The following is a 16,373-nucleotide window of genomic DNA, read 5'->3' on the forward strand; positions in this document are numbered from 1 at the left end:
CACACATTTTACCTAACTGGTGGTATACTTTTCAATTATTTTAGTGGACTACTTTTCAATTATATTATACACCCTTCCTGAATTTTTTCCTAGCTGTATAAAATACAGTCTCAGATACTCCGATTGAATTACAGGCCTCAGAAGCATAGCTCTTTTTGGGTTTTTTAGGCTTATCCATAATCTTTTTGATTTTTTTCTACTCCTTTTGAGTTATTTTTTAATTATATTTGTTTGTTTTACTTTGTGAAATCATGAAGAAACTTTAGTGTTTCTTATGTTTATGATACAAATATAGATATATATCTAAGGATAACAAAGATGTTTATCTAAATTAATTTAGTATTAGTATTATTTAACTATATTGTATGAACTTGAGAGAAAGATTGATCTTATACATCAACCATCTAGGTATTGCAAAATCTGAGTTTGAAAGGACTGCAGGATTAGCCAATGGATTTGTTGATAAATCAGGAGATAACACAAGATATTCATCCTTAGATAAAATATCTAAATCGTTTAGGGACCTAAATATAGTATGGTTAAGAACAGGTCAGGGGGATATGCTATTATCTGATTCAAATAATTCAGTGAAATCCAATTCTAATGAATGCAGTGGTAATAAAAGCGAAATGTCATCAAATGAAAGCAATAATGATTCTGGTTTTTCAAGTGTAGATAAATTAATAAATGCTGTAGACAAATTGTCTTCAAGTGAAAAAATTAATGCTGAAAATGTTGCTTTAATGACCGAGAATATAAAAGAATTAATAGCTCAAGGAAGGCAACAAACTGAAAATATAACAAAGCTTGTAAACTATCTTTGTAGTCAAGGCGTGAAAAAAGATGATGATATTACCGAGAATAAAAAAGGGGAATCTTTTACGGATATCAAGGGTAAGGCTGAACTGACCAATGAAGAATCACCAGTTAACAATCTATAAAATTTTAAAGCAGCAAGTGGAGTTGTAAAGATTTAACATTTTAAAAACAAATTTGTTTCAAAACAATGACAATAAAAGCGACACAAAAAGAATCAAGAGAAGTAGTAGCACGTTTTGTTGAATCTTTTAATGAATTAAGATATAGAAAGAAAGTAAAAACAAAAAAAGAATTTTGTGAAGCTGTTGGGATAGCAACTCAAAGCAATCTTAATAGAATGATTGCTGAAGGATCTACCAATGAACCTACAATAACAAATATTCTTTCTCTACATAGGGTTTATAATGTTTCTCTTGATTGGTTGATGTTAGGAAAAGGGGATTTTATGTCAAGCGATAATAAGTAATATATACGGTTTGTTCCAAAATAAGTTCCAATCTACACAAATAAAAATCCGCTAATTGTTATAAATCAGCGGATTGCAAAATGTATCTGTGATCCCGAAGGGAATCGAACCCCCATCATAGGAACCGGAATCCTACGTTTTATCCATTAAACTACGGGACCATATCTGCATACTGTATGTATACAGGATGCAAAAGTAGGATATTTTTTTCAATTTACAAGTTCTCCTTTTTTGTTAAAATATAGAATGTACTTATATTTGATGAAATTATAAACAGAATCGTAGTATGGATGTAAAGATTGAACCAACCTGGAAAAATCAATTGTCAGACGAATTTAATAAAGAGTATTTTGTGAAGTTAACCGATTTTGTTCGGGACGAATACAAAACAAAAGCTGTATTTCCTCCGGCTAAGCTTATATTTAATGCTTTTGAACATACTCCGTTCGACAAAGTGAAGGTTGTTATTTTAGGGCAAGACCCTTATCATAATATAGGGCAGGCTCATGGACTATCTTTCTCCGTAAACGAAGGGGTACGCTTTCCTCCCTCTCTCATAAATATCTTTAAAGAAATTAACTCCGATTTAGGCGTTCCCGTTCCTCAATCGGGAGATTTGACCCGATGGGCCGATCAGGGGGTTCTGCTGCTAAATGCAACGCTTACGGTTCAGGCTCATATTGCAGGTTCTCACCAGAAAAAAGGGTGGGAAACCTTTACCGATGCAGCCATAAAAAAACTTGCCGACAATAGAGAAAATATTGTTTTTATGTTATGGGGTGCTTATGCCCAAAAGAAAGCAGCATTTATAGACCCTGACAAGCATTTGATATTGAAAGCTGTGCATCCGTCACCACTATCGGCTCATGGCGGATTTTTTGGCTGTAAACATTTTAGCCAGGCTAATAATTACCTTCAATCGAGAGGGCTCGAATCTATAAATTGGTAAAGATGGCATTTGATAAGATAACCGAAAAATCGTCCTTATATAACGATCTTGAGCAAAAACCAATATCCGAGATTCTAAAGGATATAAATAACGAAGACCAAAAGGTAGCTTTGGCCGTTCAGAAAGTAATTCCTCAAATAGAACTACTGGTTGCACAAATAGTTTCTCGTATGAAACAAGGCGGAAGGCTGTTTTACATAGGAGCAGGAACCAGCGGAAGACTAGGGGTTTTGGACGCATCTGAAATTCCTCCAACATTCGGAATGCCTTCGGGTTTTGTTGTGGGTATTATTGCCGGAGGCGAGCCTGCACTGCGTAACCCTGTAGAAGGCGCCGAAGACGATTTGTTTGCCGGATGGAAAGCCCTGCAAGAACATCAGATAAATAATAAAGATATTGTTATAGGCATTGCTGCATCAGGAACAACACCCTATGTTGAAGGTGCATTACACAAATCGCGAGAGAATGGAATTTTAACTGCCTCGATTTCTGCTAATCCGGAATCTCCCATATCGAAAGAAGCCGACATTGCAATTGAAGCTGTTGTTGGCCCCGAATATGTGACAGGAAGTTCGCGCATGAAATCGGGGACAGCGCAGAAAATGATATTGAATATGATATCTACGACAACCATGATTCAACTGGGAAGGGTAAAAGGAAACCGAATGGTGAATATGCAACTATCAAATGCCAAATTGGTTGACAGAGGCATACGAATGCTAATCGAAGAATTAGGTCTGGAATATGAGCAAGCAAAAAAACTTTTACTATTACATGGTTCCGTAAAAAAAGCAATTGATGCATATCGAAACGAAAAATAAGAATTACGAACCAATTCTCAGAGGAAAGATAAACTGCCATAAAAAAAATACATGCCGTGCTGTTTTTACGCGAAAATCATAAATTCTTCGTACCTTTGAATCCCTCGATTTATTTATCGTCGAGAACAAAAAAAGAATGGTTTTAGAACATCTGTCCATACTAAATTATAAGAATATAGAGCAATCTGATTTATATTTTTCGCCTAAAATAAATTGCTTTTTAGGTAATAATGGTATGGGTAAAACAAACCTTCTCGACGCAATTTACTACCTTTCGTTTTGTAAAAGCTACACAAACCCTATCGATTCGCAGAACATTAATCACGATGCCGATTTTATGATGCTTCAGGGTTGGTACAACATACACGAAAAACAAGAGGAATTTTTCTGTAGTCTGAAACGCCGCCAAAAGAAGCATTTTAAACGAAACAAGAAGGAATACGAAAAGTTATCGGAGCATATAGGCTTATTGCCTTTGGTAATGATATCGCCTGCCGATTCGAACCTGATAACGGGAGGAAGCGACGAGCGAAGGAAGCTTATGGACGTAGTTCTGTCGCAGTTCGATAAAGAATATCTGCATTCCCTTATAAAATATAATAAAGCCTTGCAGCAACGCAATGCCCTGTTAAAAGCAGATCAGACAAAAACCGATAATACGCTGTTCGAACTGTGGGAAGACGAAATGGCAAGGGAGGCTATTATCATCCATCAGCGCCGCAAGCAATTTATCGAGCAGTTTATCCCTACATTTCAAAAGTTTTACGATTTTATTTGTCAATCTAACGAAGTTGTGAGATTGTCGTACATATCTCATTTGAATGAGACAGATTTTTCGGAGCTATTAAAGCAACGGCGCGAACGCGATAAAATATTAGGTTACACTTCAGCCGGAATTCATAAAGACGATCTGGATATGCAGATGGACGATTACTCGATGAAGCGTGTAGGTTCGCAAGGACAAAGTAAAACCTACATTGTTGCTCTGAAATTAGCCCAGTTCGATTTTCTACTGAAAGCAGGAAAAACAACCCCCATTTTATTATTGGACGATATTTTCGATAAACTGGATTCGTCGCGAGTTGAACAGATAGTAAAACTTGTTGTGGGCGACGATTTCGGACAAATATTTATAACCGACACAAATCGTGAGCATTTAGACGATCTGTTACAGAAAACAACAAGCTCGTACCATTTGTACAACGTTGATAAGGGCGGTATAAACCAGATAAAAGAACAGCCATGAGAAAAAAAAACACCGAATCGATTGGCGACGTTCTGAAGCAATTTTTCGAGGAAAATCAATTTATAAAGAGAAAAATCGCCGAGAACCGGATTATTTCGGGTTGGGCAAAGCTATTTGGTCCTGCAATAGCTTCGTATACATCAAACTTATATTTGAATAATAATATATTATATGTTCATCTTACATCATCGGTTCTTCGTTCCGAACTTATAATGAGTAAAGAACGGATGATTACTGCATTAAATAAATATGCAGGGATGGATATTGTAAATAACATAATTTTTAGATAAATGGATATTAATACTGAACATTTCAGGCACTCTCTTCCTATTCAGATTCGGTTTAACGATATTGATGCTATCGGGCACATAAATAACAATATATACTTCAGTTACTTCGATTTGGGTAAAACTTATTATTTCGAGGACTTGAAAGCTTCTTATGTCAGCTGGACCGAAGGCATTATTGTGGTTGCCCGTATCGAAACCGATTTCCTTTCGCCTATCTATTATAAAGAATCTATTGTGGTTGAAACCAAGGTAAAAAAAATAGGGACCAAAAGTTTTACATTGCTTCAACAGATACGTAATGTTAAAACTCAGGAAATAAAATGCCGTTGCACTTCTATAATTGTTGCTTACAATGCTCAGTTGCAAACATCAATGGATATTCCCGATGTTTGGAGGGATGGGATATCTGTTTACGAAGGAACCGATTTCTGAAATAAGAATAAGTTTTTGTAAACAAATAACTACAGTTTCTATCAACATTTTTTTCGATATTTAATGATATTGTACATGGGATTTATATCATGTTTATAGATAAAACTTCTTATATTTGTAGCTTATTTTCTCTAAAATAACTAATCAAAAATCTCTAAATAAAACAGTAATGGAAAATAACGAATTACTAGCACAGGTTACAGCTAAAGCCAATGTGTGGTTATCGGGCGATTATGATGCTGAAACTAAAGCAGAAGTAAAAAGAATGCTAGACAATGAAGACAAAACAGAACTATTAGATGCTTTTTATAAAGATTTAGAGTTCGGTACAGGCGGTCTTCGTGGCATAATGGGTGTTGGAACTAATCGTATTAATATATATACAGTCGGTAATGCGACACAAGGATTATCGAACTATTTGTTGAAAGAATTTTCAGGTTTAGACCAAATTAAAGTAGTAATAGGTCACGATAACCGTAACAACAGCCGTAAGTATGCCGAAATATCGGCAGATATTTTCTCGGCAAACGGAATCAAAGCCTATATGTTCGACGATTTAAGGCCTACCCCCGAAATTTCGTATGCTATACGCAAACTGGGTTGCCAAAGCGGTATTATAATTACAGCTTCGCATAACCCGAAAGAATATAACGGGTATAAAGCATATTGGAACGATGGAGCACAGGTTACACCTCCTCATGATAAGAATATTATTGGCGAGGTTAATAAGATAAAATCGGTTAGCGATATCAAATTCACAGGAAACAAAGCCCTGATTGAAACTTTGGGTAAAGAGATGGACGATATGTACATCGAAGATGTGAAAACAGTATTGCTATCGACCGATAGTATTAAACGCCACGGAGATATAAAGATTGTTTATACTCCTATACACGGAACAGGTGTGCGTATAGTACCTGAGGCATTGAAAGCCTGCGGTTTTTCGAATATCATAAATGTTCCTGAACAGGATGTTGTAAGCGGCGATTTTCCAACGGTTGTATCTCCAAACCCTGAAGAGCCTGCAGCTATGGCTATGGCTATACAAAAGGCGATTGAAACAAATGCCGAACTTGTATTTGCTACCGACCCCGATTCAGACCGCTTTGGAGCAGGTATCCGTAACGACAAGGGTGAGTTTATCCTGTTGAACGGAAACCAAACTATGATAATCCTTATTTATTACATTATAACCCGATGGAAACAGTCGGGTAAACTTACGGGAACAGAATATACCGTTCGCACTATTGTTACGAGCGCATTAACTCAGGTTATAGCCGAGAAGAACGGGGTTGAAATGTTCGAATGTTATACAGGATTCAAATGGATTGCTTCGGTTATGCGCGAGCTTGAGGGCAAACGCAAATATATAGGTGGAGGAGAAGAAAGCTACGGATTTCTTGCCGAAGATTTTGTTCGCGATAAAGATGCCGTATCGGCTGCTGTAATGTTTGCCGAAATTGCTGCGTGGACTAAAGACGAAGGTAAAACTCTATTCGAAATGCTTCAGGATATTTATGTAGAATACGGATTCTCGAAAGAGAAAGGTATCTCTGTTGTGAAAAAAGGACGTACGGGAGCAGAGGAAATTGAGGCTATAATGAAAAACTTCCGTAAGAATCCGATTAAGGAGCTTGCCGGATCGAAAGTTATTCTTATCAAAGACTTTGTTTCTCTTGAGGCTCAAGACCTTAATCTGAACGAAACATTTATTCTTGAAATGCCTACCACATCTAATGTGTTGCAGTTCTTTACCGAAGATAAAACTAAGGTATCTATCCGTCCTTCGGGAACTGAGCCTAAAATCAAATTCTACATTGAGGTTCAGGGAAAATTGGCTTCAAGAGAAGAATATTATGAGGTAGATGCTGCTGCCGAAGCAAAAATAGAACAAGTAAGAAAGGATATGAATGTTTAATTCATAATTAATCTTTAATAGTTAATACAGGAGGCGTCTGAATAATTCAGATGCCTCTGTTTTTTTAGTGAGCTTTTCTAAAAACCTGACAAATCTGACACATTTGACAAAATTTACTGAATCTTCATTTTCCCAATATATAGTTACTTATCCTCCCATATTAAGCCCCCTATATATAGATAAACAGAACATGATATCTTCCGATCGAAAATCATGTTCTGTTTATCTAAAAAAACTTCAATAAAAGAGTTGTTTAGAAATTTATTTTATCGGGCATAACTGCCATCTGAATATCAAGATTGTTAATATCTTTCATTAAAAGACTGCGTTCATAATCTTCGTTACTCACAAACATTTTTACCACCTTCACTTTTGTTTCAGCAATAGAGCTTTCCATCAATTGCTCAAAGAAAGGTTTTTTCGCAGGGTATTTACTAATACTGTATGATTCGATATCTGCTGTTTTAGCCGCTAATTCAATAGCATCATTAATACCTCCAAGCTTATCAACAAGTCCTAACTGCAATGCCTGATTACCGGTCCATACACGTCCCTGCCCTATCGAATCTATATCAGCTTTTGTTTTCGAACGCCCTTCGGCACAACGAGAAAGAAAATAATCGTATCCACGTTCAACGTAAGCCTGCACCATCCCCGATTCTTCAGCATTCAAACCTCTCGATAAAGCTGTAACAATAAATGGTATACCAAACGCACGTCCTCCCCACGAACTATGTTTATTTGTATTTACTTCATCGTAGCTGTATCCCATCTTTTTAGCTAATTCCTCGCCATTTGGCAACAGCCCGAAAATACCAATCGACCCTGTCAATGTTGTAGGCTCGGCTACAATAGCATTTGCCCCGCACGAAATATAATAACCTCCCGATGCTGCATAATCGCCCATCGATACAATTACAGGCTTTTTAGCCCTCAGTTCTTTAACTGCATTCCAAATCTGTTCCGAAGCATAAGCACTACCTCCACGTGAATTCACACGAAAAACAACAGCCTTAACTTCGTCATTATCACGCAAATCGTTCAATTCCTTAACATATTGCTTTGCTGTAATCGACTTATCCTGAAACAAAGGGCTTCCACTATCGTCATCTATAATACTTCCTTCGGCAAACAGTACCGCAATCTTATTCTCTTTATTTTTCTCTTTTACGGGCACCGAAACCATATTCTGAACAGAAGCAAACTTCAATTTCTCGTCTTTGCCAATATTCACTAATGTTTTCAGATACTCTTCCACCTTCGATTCATACAACAAAGAATCGATCATATTATATGATAAAATAGAATCGGGATCGGAAAACAAAAGGAATTTATCGGCATAACGATTCAAATTTTCTTTCGAGATATTACGGCTTTCTGATACTCCATCAAGAATATGCTCCCATATATTGCCCATATACGATGTTATTTGCTGACGGTTTGCATCGCTCATTTTATCTTGAATCAATGGTTCGACTGCCGATTTAAACGTTCCAACCTTAAAAACCTGATACTTTACCCCTATTTTATCGTAGAAGTTTTTTACAAACTGAATGTTAGTGCTCAAACCTTGAAATTCGAGCATTCCTTGCGGGTTCATTATGATTTTATCAGAAACCGACGCCAAATAATATCCGCTTTGGCTGTATATATCGCCATACGATACTACAAATTTGCCCGTTTTTTTGAAGTCCATCAATTCGCGTCTTATTGCATCAACTCCGGCCACCCCACTTTCCAGATAACCCGACTTTATATATATTCCTTTTACCTTGTCGTTTTCTTTCGCTTTTTTTATCGCAACCAACACATCGTCTAGACCAAGTGGTGCCGGCTCTCCCAACAAAGTCCCCAAAGGGCTTTCTGTAGCCTGCTCATATAACATTCCGTTTAAGTCCAGCTTCAAAATTGTATTATCTTCTACCAGATAAGGCGACGACCCACTTGACGCTGCGATTCCCATTAGGAACGAGAACATCAAAAATGTAAATATTATCGCCCCAATAATGACTCCTACGGTAGAAGCCAACAGCGTTTTCAAAAAATTTTTCATTGTTACTTGTTTTATTTGATTTATTACTCTTTATCTATTCCTTCTCATCTCTGTACTCCAATATATCACCGGGCTGACAATCAAGTACTTTACATATCGCTTCTAACGTATTAAAACGGATAGATTTGGCTTTTCCTGTTTTAAGTATCGACAGATTGGCAGGTGTTATATTCACCTTTTCAGACAATTCGTTAAGCGAAATCTTTCGTTTAGCCATCATCAAGTCTAAATTTACGATTATCGACATAGCACGTTCTTTATATTATTAAATACTATTCTTTAAAATGGCCTTATCCTGAGCCTTTGATAAAAACAAAAGCATGCATATTGCTCCTATTGTAGCACACAACATATCAGACTGGGCATCCCATTCGTAACCCTGTGTTCCAAGAAAAGCTTCGGCCGATTGTCCGGTAAAATCAGCAACAAACCACTCGAACAATTCATACACAGCACTTATACTCAAACATATCGAGGCAACAATAAATGGCAACCACAATTTTTTATTTAGTACATTCAGCCTGATAATTAACTCGCGCGCAATCATTGCAGGAATAAAGCCCTGAGCAAAATGACCTATTTTATCGTAATTATTACGATCGTGCCCGAAATGCTCCTGAATCCAGTTAAATAACGGAACCTCGGCATAAGTATATTTTGCTCCTACAAGCAAAATACAACAATGAACAAAAATAAATATATATGTCAGGTCGGTAAACCGAAACCGTTTAAAAGTAAAGGCTAATACAGCAATTCCCAGAATTACGGGCAGAGCCTCAAGAACCCATGTAAAATAATCAAAATGGTTTATTCCCGACCATAGAGCTACTATAGCAAGCAAAATAATAAGAATATAAAGCGTTCTGTTCATATAATTTAATATTTTAATCCATCATACTACGGAACCGGATCGTACCCGCTCCCACCCCACGGATGGCAGCGCAAAAAACGTTTTATTGCCAGCCACAGACCTTTAAATGGCCCATATTTCTTAATAGCTTGTATTGCATATTCCGAACATGTTGGGGTATACCTGCATGATGGAGGAAAAAGAGGCGATATACTATAACGATAGAAATGTATAGGCAATAATAATATATACGACAGTATTTTTTTCATTTCTCTATGCCTGCACCCAAGCGGCTATCCAATGTTGTTGCTGTTTTTAATATTGCCTTTTCTATTTCCTTATAATCAGGCAATTCGTCCTTTAAGCAAATAAAAACAATATCGATAGCGGTATTATGTTTTTCGCACAGTTCCCAGAACAAGCTTTTATTCAGTCTGTAAGCCTCACGAACAAGGCGTTTAACCCTATTGCGCTTAACCGCACGTTTAAACCGCTTTTTAGGAACACTTACCATTATTGACACCAACGGCAACGAATCGGGCTCGCGTTTACAATAAACTATTCGCAACGGATAACTGATAAAAGCTTCACCCGACGAAAACAGTTTATCTATGCTCTTCGTATGGCTCATTCGTTCGCTCTTCGGCAATGTATTTTTAACGGATAATGTCATGCCACAAAGATACTAGAAAAAAAAATGACTCGGTTTTCTTATGGAATTTTAATTAACATCAACTCTTATTAGTAAAGAAACAGAAGTTTAACCTATAAAAATAAATATCATGGCACAAGTAAATATGAATGGAGGAGGAAACAACAAGAGAAACAAGCCTTCGAAAAGAAATCTTAGAGTAGATTTTACCCCAATGGTCGACATGAATATGTTGTTAATAACATTCTTTATGTTCTGCACTACGCTTAGTATGCCACAAGTTATGGATATTGTTATGCCAACCAAAGACAGGGTAGAAAACTCAACCCAAATACCCGAACATAAGGCTATTACCCTCATTTTGGGAGAAGACAATAAAGTATATTATTACATAGGGAAACCCGATTATGATGCTGCCGAAACTTTGCAGGTAACAAACTTCAGTAAAGAAGGGTTACGCAACGTTTTGCTGGGACACAACAGCACGCTCGTTACAAAAGCTAACAGCCTGAAACAAAAAAGGCGTAATGGAGAATTAACCGAATCGGCGTATAAACAAGCACTGATTGAGATAAAGAAATCGGACGAAGGAGCCATTGCTGTTATAAAACCGACAGACAAATCGTCGTACCGAAATTTGGTTGATGCTCTTGACGAAATGCTGATATGTAATATAAGCAAATATGCGATAGTCGACCTCGAAGAAGGCGATCGTTACTTATTGGAAAATAATAAACCCGAAGAAAAAATAACCGCACAAAATAAATAGCTTAATCGGGGTACAAAAAAAGTAAGAGACTGTTCCAAATCGAAACAGTCTCTTACTATTATTCAATCTGAATTTGTTTATTTTACGCTACTCTTCATAAATGCAGATGCTGCTTTCGATACACTTTTAAGATCAGCCGAAAGCTGCTTCCTTTTATTATTGTACTCTTTTTCCAAAGCGTTAAACTCTTTTTTAGAGTATCCTTCTTTTAACTCCGAATATTTCTTGCCTGTTTCAACTATCGACTTCAATGATTGTAAAGACTTTAAAACAGATTCTTTATAAGCATCTGCACCCTCTGGTATGTTCAAAGCTTTCATTGCCTCAATTTTGGCATCAATATCAGTTAACGCCAATTGAGCTGCCTCTCCAATACTTGCCAAATCGTTCGATTTTACACCTTGTGTGATCTTTGCATCAAAAGCATCGAGTGTTTTAGTTGCTCCTTCAAATATGCTTATTGCTTTATCGTTGAATGCCTTTGGGTTTAAAGGGCCACCTGAGCCGCCAGAGCATGCTGCAAAAATAATTGAAACAGATAATGTCAGTACAAATAAATACGCCTTTTTCATGTGCTAGTTTTTAAAGTTTTAAATAAATCTATCGCTGCAAATATATAAAAACATTTCATTAACACACTCCCCTTCCGATATTTAAATAAAGCAAAGCACTATAACAGCTTATTTTGTGCAAAATATTTCCAAAGCGGAGCAAGCATTACCGATTGTAAAATGTAATCGTTTAATAATAGTTCCCGCACTTGTTCAACCGAAAGTAAATGTACGGTTATATCTTCCGACGGTTCAAGATTGCTCTCCGAAACCACTTCTACACCTGTAGCCAAATACGAATAGACCAAATTAGTATTTGTACTGGGATTAGCAGCACATACCATAAACTCGGACCATTCTCCACCACCATATCCGGTTTCTTCTATAAGTTCACGCTTTGCCGAAAACATAGGCTCTTCGCCTTCCTCTCCTACTCCCGCACAAAGTTCAAATGCTGTTTTCCCTAAACCATGACGGTATTGACGAACAAACACAAATTCTCCATTTTTGGTTATAGCAATAACATTTACCCATGTAGGATATTCGTGTACGTAATAATTAGGTATTTCATTTCCATTGGGGAGCAATACATGTTCTTCGCGAATAGTATTCCACGGTTTTTGCGAAAGATATTTGCTACTAAGCACTTTCCACTTTCTGTCCTCGGTTGGTTCTAGTTTCATCTTTTTTATTTTTAAGGCACAAAGGTACTTATTAATAAAAGCATTTTGTATTCGGTTTGATTTAATTTTCTTAATTTCGCTTTGTAATTATTAATCGCAGAAACAGTATGAATGTGAAATCGAAAATAAAAGATGTCCTTTCGGATGCTATCAACTCCTTAATCAACAATTATCAGGGTAGCTCATTAACCGATATTTTTTTAATTGTTGACGAAGAGTGTGGCGAATTATCAGTTTTTGACGATGAGCAGAACCTGTTAAGCAAAAGCATTATTGAAGAATGGGAACAATTCGACGACGAACATCCTATAAATTATTCAAAAGCACTAAGAGAAGTTGTTGTGGAAATGGACGATAACGGATATTTTAATTCGCTCGAAGTATATACTCCATTCTCCATTAATTTTTCCGACGAAGATTTTATTGTTCTTGACGAACTACTTACTATCGAAGATGACTCTATAATAAGAATAGAAAGCGATTTTATGAAAAGAATGGATAAAGAATTCGATGAATTTCTTGACCAATTGCTAAACGAATAAGAACCTAACCATAAAGTAAGGATATGACATTAAAAGGAAAACATATTGTTTTAGGTATTACCGGCAGTATAGCAGCATTTAAAGCCGCATCGTTGACTCGCTTATTTATTAAAGCCGGAGCCGAAGTTCAAATAATAATGACTCCTTCGGGTAAAGAATTTATTACTCCTGTTACCATGTCAGCTCTTACAGGGAAACCTGTAGTTAGTGAGTTTTTCACAGCTAACGATGGCACATGGCACAGCCACGTAGATTTAGGACTGTGGGCCGATGCTATGGTTGTAGCACCTGCTACAGCATCGACACTAGGTAAAATGGCAAACGGAATTGCCGACAATATGCTGATAACTACGTATATGTCGATGAAGGCTCCTGTTTTTATTGCTCCTGCAATGGATTTAGATATGTTTGCACACCCATCCACAGGGCGTAACCTCGATTTACTTCGCTCGTACGGAAACCATATAATAGAACCTGCCAGCGGAGAACTAGCCAGCCACTTAATTGGCAAAGGACGTATGGAAGAACCTGAAAAAATAATGACATACATCGAAGATTTTTTTAGCAAACAAGAATCTCTTTCAAAAAAAAAAATACTGATAACAGCAGGCCCGACCTATGAAAAAATAGATCCCGTACGCTTTATCGGCAACTACTCGTCGGGGAAAATGGGATTATCACTGGCCGAAGAATGTGCTGCACGCGGTGCAGAAGTTATTCTTGTTTGTGGACCTGTGAACTTACAAGTCAACCATCCTAACATAAAGAGGATAGATGTTGAATCGGCCGACGAAATGTTTGAGGCCACAATAAACGAATTTCCAGCCTGCGATGCCGCTATTTTGTGTGCAGCTGTAGCCGACTATAAACCGAGACAAAAAGCCGCTGAAAAGATAAAACGGACAAGCGAAAATCTTGCAATAGAACTTGTTGCTAATAAAGACATTGCCGCCACATTAGGCAAAATAAAAACAAACAAGCAAACCCTCATCGGATTCGCACTTGAAACCAATAACGAAGAAGAAAATGCGTTAAATAAGATTGAGAAAAAGAATCTCGATTATATTGTCCTCAATTCATTAAATAACGCAGGCGCAGGTTTTAAATACGATACAAATAAAATAACAATTATAGCCCGAAACGGCAACAAAATAAATTTCGACCTAAAATCGAAAAAAGAAGTGGCCTCCGATATTATTGATAATACATTAGATAATGTCAGTATATAGTTTCAATATTTTAAATAAACATATTACGAATTAGAATTTTTCATCTCGTTTTTTTGCCTGAAAGTAATGTATTTGTTTGCAAAAAACTGAACGAAAGCCACAAAAAGAGTAACGCCAATCTTCATTATACTCTCAAGAGTTTTTTGGTTTTGTATTTCAAAGATACCTTGTCCGTAAGTATTATACATTGTTACACACCATGGTAACAACAAACTGCTAGCTACGAGCCCTATTCCACCGATAGCAAAAAACGAGATTCCCCGTTTAGCCATATTGTCGGTAGTTTTAAATGTGAAATAACTATTGAGAATAAAATTATTAAGAATACCAAATGCTGCGCCTATTGGCTGAGCCACCCAATATGGCAAACCCACAACATCCCTAAATATTATAAAAAACAAAAAATCGACTACAAGCCCTGCTACTCCCACAAGACCATATTTCACTAATTGTTTAAAAGATTGATTCACTTACAATGTTTTATCTAATATTATTAAACTGCTACAACTCCTTTTATATGTGGATGCGGATCGTAACCTTCAAGAGTAAAATCTTCAAACTTAAAGTCGAAAATACTTTTAACATCGGGGTTTATAATCATCTGAGGCAATTTCCGGGGTTCGCGCGACATTTGCAATTTCACCTGTTCCAAATGATTCGAATAAACATGGGCATCACCTAATGTATGAACAAACTCGCCTTCCTGTAAACCGGTTACCTGAGCCATCATTTTCAACAGAAGGGCATATGACGCTATATTAAAAGGTACACCTAAAAATATGTCTGCACTACGCTGATATAACTGTAAACTAAGCTTTCCGTCAGCAACATAGAACTGGAAAAACGCATGGCAAGGAGGAAGATTCATATTTGGCAAATCGGCAACATTCCATGCACTGACAATGTTACGTCGCGAGTCGGGATTGTTTATTATCGTGTCTACTGCTATTTGTATCTGATCTATGAATCCGCCATTATAATCGGGCCACGACCGCCATTGATAACCGTAAATATGGCCAAGGTCTCCGTTCTCGTCAGCCCATTCGTTCCAAATACGCACACCGTTATCCTGAAGATATTTTACGTTGGTATCTCCTTTCAGAAACCACAACAACTCATATATAATAGATTTCAGATGCAACTTTTTAGTTGTAATCAAAGGAAAACCTTCCGACAGGTTGTAACGGCTCTGATGCCCAAAAACACTAATAGTTCCGGTACCTGTACGATCCTCTTTCACAGTTCCTTCATCCAGAACCCTTTGCAGTAAATCTATATATTGTTTCATTTCTACCCTACTATTTTTTCGAAAATCAAAGTTATGAAAAAAAAGAAAGCCATCCCGCATTTGAGATGACTTTCCCTATAAAGATTGATAAAATTTTAAGCTTTATCTTCGCCCTCTTCAACCGGAACAATCAGTTTATATCCTTTTCCGTGGATATTGATTATTTCGATATCTTTAGCTGGTTTCAACAACTTACGTAGTTTTGTGATATAAACGTCCATACTACGAGCATTGAAGTAGTTATCATCAACCCAAATTTGTTTAAGGGCATGATTTCTTTCCAATATTTCATTAGCATGAGCACACAACAACCCAAGAAGTTCCGATTCTTTAGTTGTCAGTTTAGTGCTTACACCATCAATATTAAGTATTTGTTTTTGTGTATCGAAATCCATATTTCCGAAGTGGTAGGTTTGTTGGTCTTTAACCTTCTTACCTTTCACTCGTCTGAAAATAGCCTCGATACGTAAAACAAGTTCTTCCATACTGAATGGCTTAGTAATATAATCATCGGCTCCGGCTTTAAAACCATCCAGAATATCATCCTTCATATTTTTAGCTGTTAAAAATATAATAGGTATATCCGAATTAACACCTCTGATATCTTTTACCAAACTGATACCATCTTTTTTCGGCATCATAACATCTATAACACACAAATCGTATTTCTCTTTAATGAATCCTCTATAGCCTGCTTCCCCGTCGGGATACAAATCTGTGTCGAATCCTTTAGCCTGAAGATATTCTCTTAGTAACATACCAAGATTTTCGTCATCTTCACATAAAAATAATTTCAACTTTTCCTCCATAACTAA

21 protein-coding genes and 1 tRNA gene are annotated in these 16,373 nt (G+C 36.8%); 11 read left to right on the plus strand and 11 right to left on the minus strand.

Going from position 1 to position 16,373, the window contains the following annotated elements:
• The first annotated feature begins 365 nt into the window (after positions 1 to 365).
• The gene (locus tag D0T53_RS11850) at positions 366 to 941 is read left to right on the plus strand and encodes a hypothetical protein (protein ID WP_163268169.1); all 576 of its coding nucleotides are present in this window, start codon (positions 366 to 368) and stop codon (positions 939 to 941) included.
• A gap of 65 nt (positions 942 to 1,006) precedes the next feature.
• Positions 1,007 to 1,285, plus strand: coding sequence for a helix-turn-helix transcriptional regulator (locus D0T53_RS11855; RefSeq protein WP_163268171.1), 279 nt, complete (start codon positions 1,007 to 1,009; stop codon positions 1,283 to 1,285).
• Between the two features lie 89 nt (positions 1,286 to 1,374).
• Here D0T53_RS11855 and D0T53_RS11860 read toward each other — a convergent pair.
• A tRNA-Arg gene (locus D0T53_RS11860) sits at positions 1,375 to 1,446 on the minus strand.
• A 125-nt stretch (positions 1,447 to 1,571) separates the two neighbouring features.
• On the opposite strand from D0T53_RS11860, the gene ung reads away from it, so the two are divergent.
• From ung to D0T53_RS11890, 6 genes are all read left to right on the plus strand, one after another.
• Positions 1,572 to 2,234: a uracil-DNA glycosylase gene (gene ung, locus D0T53_RS11865; RefSeq protein ID WP_163268173.1), complete on the plus strand. Its 663-nt coding sequence runs from the start codon at positions 1,572 to 1,574 to the stop codon at positions 2,232 to 2,234.
• 2 nt (positions 2,235 to 2,236) lie between these two features.
• Entirely contained in the window at positions 2,237 to 3,055 is an 819-nt protein-coding gene (murQ, locus tag D0T53_RS11870; protein ID WP_163268176.1) for an N-acetylmuramic acid 6-phosphate etherase, read from the plus strand.
• Positions 3,056 to 3,191: 136 nt separating this feature from the next.
• Positions 3,192 to 4,301, plus strand: coding sequence for a DNA replication/repair protein RecF (locus D0T53_RS11875; protein WP_163268178.1), 1,110 nt, complete (start codon positions 3,192 to 3,194; stop codon positions 4,299 to 4,301).
• Positions 4,298 to 4,591: a DUF721 domain-containing protein gene (locus D0T53_RS11880; protein ID WP_163268180.1), complete on the plus strand. Its 294-nt coding sequence runs from the start codon at positions 4,298 to 4,300 to the stop codon at positions 4,589 to 4,591. Before D0T53_RS11875 ends, D0T53_RS11880 begins: the two co-directional genes overlap by 4 nt.
• Positions 4,592 to 5,023, plus strand: a complete 432-nt coding sequence (locus D0T53_RS11885) for a thioesterase family protein (RefSeq protein WP_163268182.1) — start codon at positions 4,592 to 4,594, stop codon at positions 5,021 to 5,023.
• Positions 5,024 to 5,192: 169 nt separating this feature from the next.
• Positions 5,193 to 6,941, plus strand: coding sequence for a phospho-sugar mutase (locus D0T53_RS11890; protein WP_163268184.1), 1,749 nt, complete (start codon positions 5,193 to 5,195; stop codon positions 6,939 to 6,941).
• 253 nt (positions 6,942 to 7,194) lie between these two features.
• Here D0T53_RS11890 and sppA read toward each other — a convergent pair whose 3' ends face one another.
• The 5 genes from sppA to rnpA are packed head-to-tail and all read right to left on the minus strand — an operon-like array spanning position 7,195 to position 10,517.
• On the minus strand, positions 7,195 to 8,994 hold the full coding sequence (gene sppA, locus D0T53_RS11895; RefSeq protein ID WP_163268186.1) for a signal peptide peptidase SppA: 1,800 nt from the start codon (positions 8,992 to 8,994) through the stop codon (positions 7,195 to 7,197).
• A gap of 34 nt (positions 8,995 to 9,028) precedes the next feature.
• On the minus strand, positions 9,029 to 9,241 hold the full coding sequence (locus D0T53_RS11900; RefSeq protein WP_163268188.1) for a helix-turn-helix transcriptional regulator: 213 nt from the start codon (positions 9,239 to 9,241) through the stop codon (positions 9,029 to 9,031).
• Between the two features lie 18 nt (positions 9,242 to 9,259).
• Positions 9,260 to 9,865, minus strand: coding sequence for a DUF2238 domain-containing protein (locus D0T53_RS11905; RefSeq protein WP_163268190.1), 606 nt, complete (start codon positions 9,863 to 9,865; stop codon positions 9,260 to 9,262).
• Positions 9,866 to 9,891: 26 nt separating this feature from the next.
• A complete protein-coding gene (yidD, locus tag D0T53_RS11910; RefSeq protein ID WP_163268191.1) occupies positions 9,892 to 10,113 on the minus strand; it encodes a membrane protein insertion efficiency factor YidD in 222 nt (73 codons plus the stop codon).
• Complete coding sequence (gene rnpA / locus D0T53_RS11915; protein WP_163268193.1) at positions 10,110 to 10,517, minus strand: ribonuclease P protein component; 408 nt, start codon at positions 10,515 to 10,517, stop codon at positions 10,110 to 10,112. The genes yidD and rnpA overlap by 4 nt, the downstream gene beginning before the upstream one ends.
• Before the next feature lie 109 nt (positions 10,518 to 10,626).
• Here rnpA and D0T53_RS11920 point away from each other — a divergent pair, with 109 nt between their 5' ends.
• Positions 10,627 to 11,265 (plus strand): biopolymer transporter ExbD, encoded by a 639-nt coding sequence (locus D0T53_RS11920; protein WP_163268195.1) that lies wholly within the window; start codon positions 10,627 to 10,629, stop codon positions 11,263 to 11,265.
• Positions 11,266 to 11,342: 77 nt separating this feature from the next.
• On the opposite strand, the gene D0T53_RS11925 is transcribed toward D0T53_RS11920, so the two are convergent.
• Complete coding sequence (locus D0T53_RS11925) at positions 11,343 to 11,837, minus strand: hypothetical protein (RefSeq protein WP_163268197.1); 495 nt, start codon at positions 11,835 to 11,837, stop codon at positions 11,343 to 11,345.
• Positions 11,838 to 11,935: 98 nt separating this feature from the next.
• Entirely contained in the window at positions 11,936 to 12,499 is a 564-nt protein-coding gene (locus tag D0T53_RS11930; RefSeq protein ID WP_163268199.1) for an NUDIX hydrolase, read from the minus strand.
• 113 nt (positions 12,500 to 12,612) lie between these two features.
• Here D0T53_RS11930 and D0T53_RS11935 point away from each other — a divergent pair, with 113 nt between their 5' ends.
• Entirely contained in the window at positions 12,613 to 13,041 is a 429-nt protein-coding gene (locus D0T53_RS11935; RefSeq protein ID WP_221411537.1) for a hypothetical protein, read from the plus strand.
• Positions 13,042 to 13,064: 23 nt separating this feature from the next.
• Positions 13,065 to 14,270 carry a bifunctional phosphopantothenoylcysteine decarboxylase/phosphopantothenate--cysteine ligase CoaBC gene (gene coaBC / locus D0T53_RS11940; RefSeq protein WP_163268203.1) on the plus strand — a complete coding sequence of 402 codons (1,206 nt, stop codon included), beginning with the start codon at positions 13,065 to 13,067 and terminating at the stop codon, positions 14,268 to 14,270.
• 23 nt (positions 14,271 to 14,293) lie between these two features.
• On the opposite strand, the gene D0T53_RS11945 is transcribed toward coaBC, so the two are convergent.
• The 3 genes from D0T53_RS11945 to D0T53_RS11955 all read right to left on the minus strand — a co-directional run bounded on the left by D0T53_RS11945 (position 14,294) and on the right by D0T53_RS11955 (position 16,367).
• Positions 14,294 to 14,740 carry a GtrA family protein gene (locus D0T53_RS11945; protein ID WP_163268205.1) on the minus strand — a complete coding sequence of 149 codons (447 nt, stop codon included), beginning with the start codon at positions 14,738 to 14,740 and terminating at the stop codon, positions 14,294 to 14,296.
• A 23-nt stretch (positions 14,741 to 14,763) separates the two neighbouring features.
• Entirely contained in the window at positions 14,764 to 15,558 is a 795-nt protein-coding gene (locus D0T53_RS11950; RefSeq protein ID WP_163268207.1) for a thymidylate synthase, read from the minus strand.
• 95 nt (positions 15,559 to 15,653) lie between these two features.
• The gene (locus D0T53_RS11955; protein WP_163268209.1) at positions 15,654 to 16,367 is read right to left on the minus strand and encodes a response regulator transcription factor; all 714 of its coding nucleotides are present in this window, start codon (positions 16,365 to 16,367) and stop codon (positions 15,654 to 15,656) included.
• Positions 16,368 to 16,373 lie beyond the last annotated feature (6 nt).

It is taken from the genome of Dysgonomonas sp. 216, from assembly GCF_010501065.1.
Taxonomy (GTDB): domain Bacteria; phylum Bacteroidota; class Bacteroidia; order Bacteroidales; family Dysgonomonadaceae; genus QVMM01.

Excerpts from the sequence above, each read along its gene's own strand:
- D0T53_RS11930 (WP_163268199.1), bottom strand. The coding sequence starts at position 12,499 with ATGAAACTAGAACCAACCGAGGACAGAAAGTGGAAAGTGCTTAGTAGC.
- rnpA (WP_163268193.1), bottom strand. The coding sequence starts at position 10,517 with ATGACATTATCCGTTAAAAATACATTGCCGAAGAGCGAACGAATGAGC.
- D0T53_RS11885 (WP_163268182.1), top strand. The coding sequence starts at position 4,592 with ATGGATATTAATACTGAACATTTCAGGCACTCTCTTCCTATTCAGATT.
- D0T53_RS11950 (WP_163268207.1), bottom strand. The coding sequence starts at position 15,558 with ATGAAACAATATATAGATTTACTGCAAAGGGTTCTGGATGAAGGAACT.
- D0T53_RS11900 (WP_163268188.1), bottom strand. The coding sequence starts at position 9,241 with ATGTCGATAATCGTAAATTTAGACTTGATGATGGCTAAACGAAAGATT.
- D0T53_RS11855 (WP_163268171.1), top strand. The coding sequence starts at position 1,007 with ATGACAATAAAAGCGACACAAAAAGAATCAAGAGAAGTAGTAGCACGT.
- D0T53_RS11850 (WP_163268169.1), top strand. The coding sequence starts at position 366 with ATGAACTTGAGAGAAAGATTGATCTTATACATCAACCATCTAGGTATT.
- D0T53_RS11875 (WP_163268178.1), top strand. The coding sequence starts at position 3,192 with ATGGTTTTAGAACATCTGTCCATACTAAATTATAAGAATATAGAGCAA.
- D0T53_RS11955 (WP_163268209.1), bottom strand. The coding sequence starts at position 16,367 with ATGGAGGAAAAGTTGAAATTATTTTTATGTGAAGATGACGAAAATCTT.
- D0T53_RS11925 (WP_163268197.1), bottom strand. The coding sequence starts at position 11,837 with ATGAAAAAGGCGTATTTATTTGTACTGACATTATCTGTTTCAATTATT.
- ung (WP_163268173.1), top strand. The coding sequence starts at position 1,572 with ATGGATGTAAAGATTGAACCAACCTGGAAAAATCAATTGTCAGACGAA.
- coaBC (WP_163268203.1), top strand. The coding sequence starts at position 13,065 with ATGACATTAAAAGGAAAACATATTGTTTTAGGTATTACCGGCAGTATA.
- D0T53_RS11905 (WP_163268190.1), bottom strand. The coding sequence starts at position 9,865 with ATGAACAGAACGCTTTATATTCTTATTATTTTGCTTGCTATAGTAGCT.
- yidD (WP_163268191.1), bottom strand. The coding sequence starts at position 10,113 with ATGAAAAAAATACTGTCGTATATATTATTATTGCCTATACATTTCTAT.
- murQ (WP_163268176.1), top strand. The coding sequence starts at position 2,237 with ATGGCATTTGATAAGATAACCGAAAAATCGTCCTTATATAACGATCTT.
- D0T53_RS11880 (WP_163268180.1), top strand. The coding sequence starts at position 4,298 with ATGAGAAAAAAAAACACCGAATCGATTGGCGACGTTCTGAAGCAATTT.
- D0T53_RS11920 (WP_163268195.1), top strand. The coding sequence starts at position 10,627 with ATGGCACAAGTAAATATGAATGGAGGAGGAAACAACAAGAGAAACAAG.
- sppA (WP_163268186.1), bottom strand. The coding sequence starts at position 8,994 with ATGAAAAATTTTTTGAAAACGCTGTTGGCTTCTACCGTAGGAGTCATT.
- D0T53_RS11890 (WP_163268184.1), top strand. The coding sequence starts at position 5,193 with ATGGAAAATAACGAATTACTAGCACAGGTTACAGCTAAAGCCAATGTG.